General features: G+C 63.4%; 2 protein-coding genes. Both read right to left on the bottom strand.

The features are described 5' to 3' along the window. Positions 1-55: 55 nt before the first annotated feature. Positions 56-316, bottom strand: coding sequence for a hypothetical protein (locus tag KBI5_RS24950; RefSeq protein WP_133057173.1), 261 nt, complete (start codon positions 314-316; stop codon positions 56-58). A 51-nt stretch (positions 317-367) separates the two neighbouring features. Next, on the bottom strand, positions 368-1,049 hold a 682-nt coding region (locus KBI5_RS24945; protein WP_206745284.1), incomplete at its 5' end, for a hypothetical protein.

Genomic DNA, 1,049 nt, shown 5'->3' with positions numbered 1-1,049 from the left:
CACACCGAGCACCGCAGAACCGCCTGACACCCAACACACCAACACACCATTGCGATCACGTCACGTGACGAATCGTTACCGGGAAAGGCTCACTGCGATCRTCGAACAGGCGTGGGAAAGCCTCGACCCGGACATCGGTGGTCCAGAAGGAGGGGTACTTGTTGTGGGCCAGGGCTACGCTGTAGAGCGGCTTGTTCGCCTGGGCTGTCGCGGCCCTGACCGCCTCCGGGTGCGGAACGAGTGTCTCGCGTAGGTGCCGCTCCGGGTCCATGACGTTGCCCCCTTCTTGACGGGCCTGGTCAGCGATATGCCACATCGGGCACCTTCCGCCCAGTGACACGCCCGCGTTTCCGACGTCGAGCATGGGTCATCCCCAGAAGCTGCCATCCTCGTAGAACTCGTAGTCGCTGGCCGCGAGCAGTTCGGTCACTGCTTCTCTGCTGCCTATGTATTCGTATTCTTCCTGGCCCGCTTTCAACGCGGCGGCGATCGCGTCGCGTACCGCCGTTTCGATCGCTTCTATCGCGTCGCCGCCGACGCCGGTGTCGTGGTCCTCGGACTCCCACACGTAGATCTGGCCGAGGTCACGCTCGCCCAGTTGGACGGCGGAGATTTGGTCTGTCCATGGGAGGGCTGGCGCGTTCTCACGCGTGAGCCGACCGTTGAGGGTGACCTGGTCGTCGTAGCTTCCGATGGACCAGGATGTGAACTCCACCCCACTGATACCAGGGAAGTCGCCGCAGCCGTAGGTGTCCCAACCGGGCGTTTTGAGTTCCTGGGCGAGCGTGTAGACGATCGTCTCCTGTAGCCGATCGTTGTCATGCTGGTCCCACCACGGTCCGAGCAGTCGCTCCGTGATTTCCCGGATTGCGCGTTCCTTCGCCTCGTCGCCCAGCTCGTCGAACGAGTAGCTCTCCGCGTCGTCCGGCTCGGCGACCGAGACGGTCACGGTGATATTGACATTGATGTCGATTCGACGGTCGGACACAGCCGTGCTCCGTTTCTGGCAACGTCGGTATCTGGCTGACTGCCCCGGCGCGGGCCGGCGC

This window comes from Frankia sp. KB5 (assembly GCF_002099325.1).
Classification (GTDB): domain Bacteria; phylum Actinomycetota; class Actinomycetes; order Frankiales; family Frankiaceae; genus Frankia; species Frankia casuarinae.
Note: the sequence above shows the minus strand (reverse complement) of the source record. Positions and strands in the feature narration are given on the sequence as shown.